This is a genomic window from Paenibacillus sp. 01T422, from assembly GCF_056398785.1.
The window spans coordinates 1-7,198 of the sequence record NZ_JBFTQB010000252.1 but is presented as its reverse complement, the minus strand read 5'-3'; the positions used below and the strand labels follow the sequence as shown (position 1 = coordinate 7,198).

General features: G+C 39.1%; 8 protein-coding genes and 1 pseudogene. All 9 read left to right on the top strand.

Annotation, left to right across the window (positions count from 1 at the left end; genetic code table 11):
• The coding region (locus tag AC1DUA_RS15825; protein ID WP_477500686.1) for an acyltransferase family protein at positions 1 to 623 on the top strand (623 nt) is incomplete at its 5' end.
• Positions 624 to 775: 152 nt separating this feature from the next.
• Positions 776 to 1,519: a sugar phosphate nucleotidyltransferase gene (locus AC1DUA_RS15820; RefSeq protein ID WP_477500685.1), complete on the top strand. Its 744-nt coding sequence runs from the start codon at positions 776 to 778 to the stop codon at positions 1,517 to 1,519.
• Positions 1,520 to 1,534: 15 nt separating this feature from the next.
• Positions 1,535 to 2,080 carry a dTDP-4-dehydrorhamnose 3,5-epimerase gene (gene rfbC / locus AC1DUA_RS15815; protein ID WP_477500684.1) on the top strand — a complete coding sequence of 182 codons (546 nt, stop codon included), beginning with the start codon at positions 1,535 to 1,537 and terminating at the stop codon, positions 2,078 to 2,080.
• 17 nt (positions 2,081 to 2,097) lie between these two features.
• The gene (gene galU / locus AC1DUA_RS15810) at positions 2,098 to 2,979 is read left to right on the top strand and encodes a UTP--glucose-1-phosphate uridylyltransferase GalU (protein WP_477500683.1); all 882 of its coding nucleotides are present in this window, start codon (positions 2,098 to 2,100) and stop codon (positions 2,977 to 2,979) included.
• Positions 2,980 to 2,985: 6 nt separating this feature from the next.
• Entirely contained in the window at positions 2,986 to 4,002 is a 1,017-nt protein-coding gene (gene rfbB, locus AC1DUA_RS15805) for a dTDP-glucose 4,6-dehydratase (protein WP_477500682.1), read from the top strand.
• A 2-nt stretch (positions 4,003 to 4,004) separates the two neighbouring features.
• The gene (gene rfbD, locus AC1DUA_RS15800) at positions 4,005 to 4,862 is read left to right on the top strand and encodes a dTDP-4-dehydrorhamnose reductase (protein WP_477500681.1); all 858 of its coding nucleotides are present in this window, start codon (positions 4,005 to 4,007) and stop codon (positions 4,860 to 4,862) included.
• Positions 4,849 to 5,796, top strand: a complete 948-nt coding sequence (locus tag AC1DUA_RS15795) for a glycosyltransferase family 2 protein (protein WP_477500680.1) — start codon at positions 4,849 to 4,851, stop codon at positions 5,794 to 5,796. Before rfbD ends, AC1DUA_RS15795 begins: the two co-directional genes overlap by 14 nt.
• Positions 5,797 to 5,892: 96 nt before the next feature.
• Positions 5,893 to 6,759: a glycosyltransferase family 2 protein gene (locus AC1DUA_RS15790; protein ID WP_477500679.1), complete on the top strand. Its 867-nt coding sequence runs from the start codon at positions 5,893 to 5,895 to the stop codon at positions 6,757 to 6,759.
• A gap of 6 nt (positions 6,760 to 6,765) precedes the next feature.
• Positions 6,766 to 7,198, top strand: a pseudogene (locus AC1DUA_RS15785) (undecaprenyl-phosphate glucose phosphotransferase); the annotation flags it as partial.

Sequence of the window (7,198 nt, the reverse complement as noted above, 5' to 3'; positions counted from 1 at the left end):
TTGTTTGTACTCTGTTTACTTTCAGGAAAATGAAGAATCTATATTTGCCGTTTCTTATAGTATGGTTTTTAGTAATAGTAGCATCAACCTATATATTTAAAGTACCTACTTCTTTCCTCCCTGAACCGAGTAAAATATTGTTTTCAATTTATAATCTTTATTTTATCCTGGGGGGATTAGCGTACTATTTACACAAAAAAATAAATTTAAATACTAAAATTAACTGTTTAATTATTGGACTAATCATCCTCTGCATTCCAATTTATGAAAAGTTATCTGATTATCTTAATTTAACTAGTCAAACGCATATAACATTTATGAGTGTATTGTTTTTCATAATAATACTATTTGGCTCGAGAATACAACTTAGGACCACCACTAAGTTATTAAAGGTAGCTGTTTCACTGGGTGACTATTCTTATGGTATATACCTTATTCATGTATCTATAATAACTATTGGGTTCGCAGTTCTTTATTCTCTGACTAATATGCCTATTAATGCATTCATTGCATCATTGTTGTTGATAATAACTTTAGTTATTGGTTGGTTCTTTGGTAAATTAGACATCAAGATTTATAATTTTGTAAAAGATAGCATAGGTAATAAAAAAGCTGAAATATGAATTATGAGTAGCCGACTTAAGTAAAGTATTAGAGCAGATACAAAAGGGTAAATACCTATAATAATTATCGCAACTTTGACGCGATTTAGTTTTGATAAAAATATTGATTGAACTTTTATTTTGAAAATATAATCCAAGGGAGTGAGTAATAAATGAAGGGCATCATTTTAGCTGGAGGAACTGGTTCTCGTTTGTATCCATTGACTAAAGTAACCAATAAACATCTACTTCCTGTCGGTAAATATCCAATGATATTCCATTCTGTTGCAAAATTAAAGGAAGCCGATATCTCTGATATTTTGGTTGTTACAGGAAAAGAACATATGGGTGATGTAGTAAACTTATTGGGTAGTGGTCGTGAAATGGGAGTTACTTTTACTTATAAAGTTCAAGACGAAGCGGGTGGGATTGCTCAAGCACTTGATCTTGCGGAATATTTCGTTGGAGATGATCAGATGGTTGTCATTCTTGGGGATAATGTGTTTGAAGAGAGTATTGTCCCATTTGTGAATAATTTTAGAATTCAGCAAAACGGAGCAAAAATATTAATCCAAGAAGTCAAAGATCCTCAAAGATACGGTGTTCCTGAACTACAAGGTAGTAATATTATCTCTATCGAGGAGAAGCCTAGTCAGCCTAGAAGTAATTATGCAGTTACAGGTATATATATGTACGATAACACGGTTTTCAATATTGTTAAAACACTTAGGCCATCTGGTCGTGGAGAATTAGAAATCACGGATGTTAATAACGCGTACATCACTAAAAATGAGCTTACATACGATGTACTTCAGGGCTGGTGGACAGATGCTGGCACACATGCCTCATTAGCCAAAGCAAATGAATTAGCCCAAGACATTGTGTTTGGAGAGGAATTTGGAAAACTAAAATTATAAGAGGTGTTTTTAATTATGAAAGTTATATCAACAAAGCTTGAAGGATTATACATAGTTGAGCCCGATGTCCATGGTGACAGTCGGGGCTTTTTTATGGAAAGTTACAATGCTAATAAATTCTCGGAATACGGTATAGACTTTCCATTTGTCCAAGATAATCATTCTTTATCCGTGGAATCAGGTGTTTTAAGAGGTCTTCACTATCAACTTAATCCCAAAGCACAGACAAAGCTTGTTCGAGTGGCTGCTGGTGCTATTTATGATGTCGCTGTGGATATTCGAAAGAATTCACCTACCTTTGGACAATGGATTGGGGTTATTCTTAGCGAAGCTAATAAGCGGCAGCTTCTTGTTCCCAAAGGTTTCGCTCATGGTTTTTGTACGATAGTTTCGAATACGCAGGTGCTATATAAGGTCGATGAATATTATTCTCCTGAGAATGATAGAGGTATTCTTTGGAGCGATCCTTCGCTTAAGATTGATTGGCCAACTTCTACCCCTATCCTTTCAGATAAAGATCAAAAGCATCCACTGTTACAAGATGTGGAGATTAATTTTTGATAGATCGGGGAATAGGAATGAAAATAAAAAAAGCAATAATTCCAGCAGCTGGATTGGGTACAAGATTCCTCCCTGCAACTAAGGCAATGCCAAAAGAAATGCTTCCAATTGTGGATAAACCAACTATCCAGTATATCGTTGAAGAGGCGGTTGCTTCTGGTATCGAAGATATTATTATTGTTACTGGCAGAGGAAAGCGAGCAATCGAGGATCATTTTGATAATTATTTTGAATTAGAACAAAATTTGTTTGACAAAGGTAAATTCGATCTTCTGGATGAAGTACAGAAACCATCAAAACTAGTTGACATCCATTACATTAGACAGAAGGAACCTAAAGGGCTTGGTCATGCGATATGGTGTGCTCGTAAGTTTATTGGAGATGAGCCTTTTTCTGTGTTACTCGGTGATGACATAGTCGTTTCCGAAACACCTTGCTTAAAGCAAATGATTGATCTTTTTGGAGATTATAACTCTTCAATAATTGGTGTAAAACAGGTTAGTGACGAAGAACGCTCACGATATGGCATTGTTGAGGCAACGAAGATGAGTGAACGGGTCTATAGGGCATCGAAATTATTTGAAAAGCCTACTGGTGATGTTACTCAGTCAAAACTTGCTATTATGGGGAGATATATTCTTACTCCCAAGATTTTTGATATCCTAGAAACTACTCAAATAGGTCGTGGTGGTGAAATTCAATTAACCGATGCGATATCCGAATTAAACCGTTCCGAGAACGTTTATGCTTATGACTTTTTTGGGACAAGGTATGATGTAGGAGAAAAGTTGGGCTTTATTAAGACTACGATAGACTTCGCGTTGGAGCGCCCTGACTTAAAAATCCAATTGTTAGAGTATCTAGAACGGATTGTTAGTACAAATAAAATTAGGAGCTAATCTTACATGAAAATACTCGTAACCGGCGGAGCCGGGTTCATCGGCAGCAACTTCGTTCATTATATGATTGAACGTTATCCGAGCTATCAAATCATTAACTTGGATGCATTAACATACGCAGGGAATCTTGAGAATCTCAGATCCATCCAAGAAAATAGCAATTACACTTTCATAAAAGGCGATATCACGGACTCGGAGCTTGTTAACAGCCTGTTCGAGCAGGGTGTAGGTACCGTGGTTCACTTCGCCGCGGAGTCGCATGTGGATCGTAGTATCTTAGAACCTGATGTTTTCGTGAAAACAAACGTTCTTGGTACTCAAGTGTTGCTTGAGGCATCGCGGAAGTATGACGTAAAGAAATTCGTTCATGTTTCCACTGATGAAGTGTACGGAACACTTGGAGAAACGGGACTTTTTACGGAGGAGACTCCATTATCTCCCAATAGTCCTTACTCCGCTAGTAAAGCTGGCTCGGATCTTTTAGTTAGGTCGTATCATGAGACTTTTGGCCTTCCGGTTAATATCACCCGTTGTTCCAATAATTATGGACCTTATCAATTCCCGGAAAAGTTAATCCCATTAATGATTGCAAATGCTTTGAATGACAAGCCCCTCCCTGTATATGGAGATGGACTTAACATCCGCGATTGGTTGTATGTAGAGGATCACTGCAGTGCGATCGATTTAGTTTTACATAAAGGAATTAACGGTGAAGTTTATAATATTGGCGGAAATAATGAGAGAACGAATATTCAAATCGTGCAAACGATTCTTCGTGAACTGGGGAAACCAGAGTCATTAATTCAGTACGTTAAAGATCGTCTTGGACATGATCGTCGATATGGTATTGATGCAACAAAGATTACAAATGAGCTAGGTTGGGAACCGAAGCATAATTTTGATACTGGTATTCATGAAACGATTCGTTGGTACCTAGATAATCAGGACTGGTGGAAACGAATTCAGACAGGTGAGTATCAACAATATTTCGCTCAGCAATACGGCGAACGCCTAGGAGTTTAGAGATGAAGATCTTAGTGTCAGGGGCTAATGGCCAATTAGGGCAAGATGTCGTAAAAATTTTAGGCACTAATCATGAGGTTCTTGGTTTAGGAAGAGAGCAGCTTGATATTACAAATGAACATCAATGTCTTGAAATTCTGGAATCCCATAAGCCGGATGTTGTTATTCATTGCGCTGCATACACAGCAGTTGATCTAGCTGAAAAGGAAGAAGACTTGGCATATAAAATCAATGCATTTGGGACAAGGAATCTCGCTATTGCTGCTGAAAAATTTGGGGTTAAGTTCTGTTATATTAGCACAGACTACGTTTTTGATGGGACGGCTACAAAGCCTTATCGAGAATATGATAATACGAATCCCCAAAGTATTTATGGAAAGTCAAAGCGAGCGGGGGAACACTTCGTTCAAACGCTTTCTAGTAAATATTTTATTGTAAGGACGTCATGGGTTTATGGTTTGTATGGGGCGAATTTTGTGAAAACCATGCTTAAACTTGCTCAAGATCGCGATAGCTTAAAGGTTGTAAATGACCAGTTTGGATCACCAACTTATACGGTTGACCTTGCGAATTTCCTAGAGCAACTCATTCAGACAGAGCGTTATGGTATTTATCATGCTTCGAATTCAGGAGTATGTTCGTGGTTTGATTTTGCAAATGCTATCTTTGAAGAGAGTGGAAAGAAGATGCTTGTAGAGCCATGCTCTACAGAAGAATTTCCGCGACCTGCACCAAGGCCRAGATACTCGGCGATGGAGCATATGGCCATTCGTGCGAATGGTTTTGAAGATTTAAGACCATGGCGTGAGGGGTTACAGGCTTTTTTAAAGGAACTTGGAGTAAGTAATGTACACCGCTAGTATCCATATAGTGACCTACAATAGCTCTGAACACATCAATGACTGCTTAGAGGCAGTCATCAAGCAATCTTACCCCATAAATCAAATCGTTATTATTGATAATGCTTCAAAAGACAACACGCTTGAGAAGTTACAAAAGTGGTCGGATAAGATTCATCTTGTTAAAAATGCGAAGAACAACGGCTTCGCCGGCGGACACAATCAAGCAATAAGAATGACAGACACCGACTTTTGCTTGATTTTGAATCCGGACGTAGTCCTTGATAGAGACTATGTGCTTAGGACAATAGAAGCACTAGAGAACACCCCTCATGCTGGCAGCGCCACAGGGAAACTGCTTTTTAAAGCAAATCCTTCTAACATTGATAGCACAGGCCTTATCATTAACAAATCTCGAAGAGCCTTTGACCGAGGCGCACATCAACCAGGCGATCAGTATGACCAAGCTGAAGAGGTATTCGGAGTCTCAGGCGCCGCGGCCATGTACGCTAGAGAGATGATTAATGACATAAGTTTAGATGGCGAATTTTTCGATGAAGACTTCTTTGCATATAAAGAAGATGTAGACGTCGCTTGGCGAGCCCAACTACTCGGTTGGAAGGCTCTTTACCAGCCATCTGCAGTAGCATTTCATGAGAGGGGTTGGAAAGAGGGCGGTAGGAGCAGCAAGCCGCTTTTCGTCAGGAGACTGTCCTACATTAATCGTTATAAAATGATGGTAAAGAACGATACCGTCTCCAATATGTGTAAGCATATTGCTCCTCTTTTCATATACGAATGTCTTAGTTTTGCCTATGCTCTTGTAAGGGAACCCAAGCTGCTAGGAGCGTGGGCTGACTTTTTTCGTAAATATTCGGATCTCCGCAAGAAGAGACTTTCGATTCGTAGTAAGCAAAAAGTCTCGCCAAGCGAACTTAATAAATGGTTCAGATGATAAGATTAGCACAAGCTAGTCTTATTTTTTTAGGCTAATCTTAATATACCCATGTTATAATAGGGTTAATGAAATTAAGATAAGTGAGGTTTCCCCTTGGATTTATCAATTATAATCGTAAATTACAAAACACATGACCTAACGCTAGCCTGTATAAAGTCAGTATTTTCGTCAGTTACAGCATACACTTATGAGATTATTTTAGTCGACAATGCATCAAATGACAGCATTATTAAGTCCGTTAACGAGCAGTTCCCCCAAGTCATCTGCATCGCAAATAAGAACAATGTTGGCTTCTCAAGAGCCAATAACCAAGGTATCCGCATCGCCAAAGGGAGATACGTGCTGCTCCTGAACTCCGATACCATCGTCCAACAGGACACGTTAGAGACGATGCTGCGTTTCATGGACGAGAACCCTATCGTAGGCGCCAGTGGCTGCAAAATTGTACTACCAGACGGTTCGCTCGACAAAGCCTGCAAGCGGGGCTTCCCGACGCCGTCAGCTTCCTTTTATTATGCCTTCGGGTTTTCAAAGCTTTTCCCGAAAATCCCACGTTTCAATCAATACCAATTAGGATACTTGAATCCTGACGAGGAATACGGTATCGATTCCCTGGTGGGTGCCTTCATGTTAATCCGCCGCGAGGCGATTGATCAGGTCGGCATGCTGGATGAGGAATTTTTTATGTATGGTGAGGATATAGATTGGTGTTATAGAATTAAGGAAGCAGGTTGGGTGAATTATTATTATCCCCGAACTCAAATTGTTCACCACAAAGGCGCAAGTAGTCGAAGGAAGCCTTATAAAATCATTTATGAGTTTCATCGTGCGATGATTTTATTCCATAATAAACACTATCGTCAGAAGTACTCATGGTTGACAAATATGGCGGTTTACATAGGCGTAGGCTTGAAATTCGGGCTGTCTTTGGCAAGAAATAAACTAAAACCAACGAGGTGATATACATTGATTCGACAGAGTCAAGGTTTCCTAACCCAACTATACGCACTGGCCGACTTCATATGTATTCAGCTCGTGTTCTTACTTTCCTGGTGGCTGAAATTTAAAAGTGGCTGGATTCCTTTCGATTCTCCCCTGCCTATTAAGCATTATTTGATGTGGAGTGTCAGCTACGCGCTAATCGCGATTTTCATCAGTTATATGACTAATTTTTATACGCCGAAGAGAAAGAAGCAATTCTCATACGAGGTATTTAAAATTATTCAAGTGCATGTATTCAGCTTGCTGCTACTCTTAAGCCTTTTGTTCATTCTAAAAGAGGTAGATGTTTCGCGTTCTTATCTGTTGCTTTTCTTAGTGAACAATATCTTAGCCATTAGCTTCTATCGCTATATGATTAAAATTTCGCTGAAGCGAGTTCGACAGAAGGGCTATAATA

Coding starts and splice junctions, on each gene's coding strand:
- AC1DUA_RS15820 (WP_477500685.1), top strand. CDS start 776: ATGAAGGGCATCATTTTAGCTGGAGGAACTGGTTCTCGTTTGTATCCA.
- rfbC (WP_477500684.1), top strand. CDS start 1,535: ATGAAAGTTATATCAACAAAGCTTGAAGGATTATACATAGTTGAGCCC.
- galU (WP_477500683.1), top strand. CDS start 2,098: ATGAAAATAAAAAAAGCAATAATTCCAGCAGCTGGATTGGGTACAAGA.
- rfbB (WP_477500682.1), top strand. CDS start 2,986: ATGAAAATACTCGTAACCGGCGGAGCCGGGTTCATCGGCAGCAACTTC.
- AC1DUA_RS15795 (WP_477500680.1), top strand. CDS start 4,849: ATGTACACCGCTAGTATCCATATAGTGACCTACAATAGCTCTGAACAC.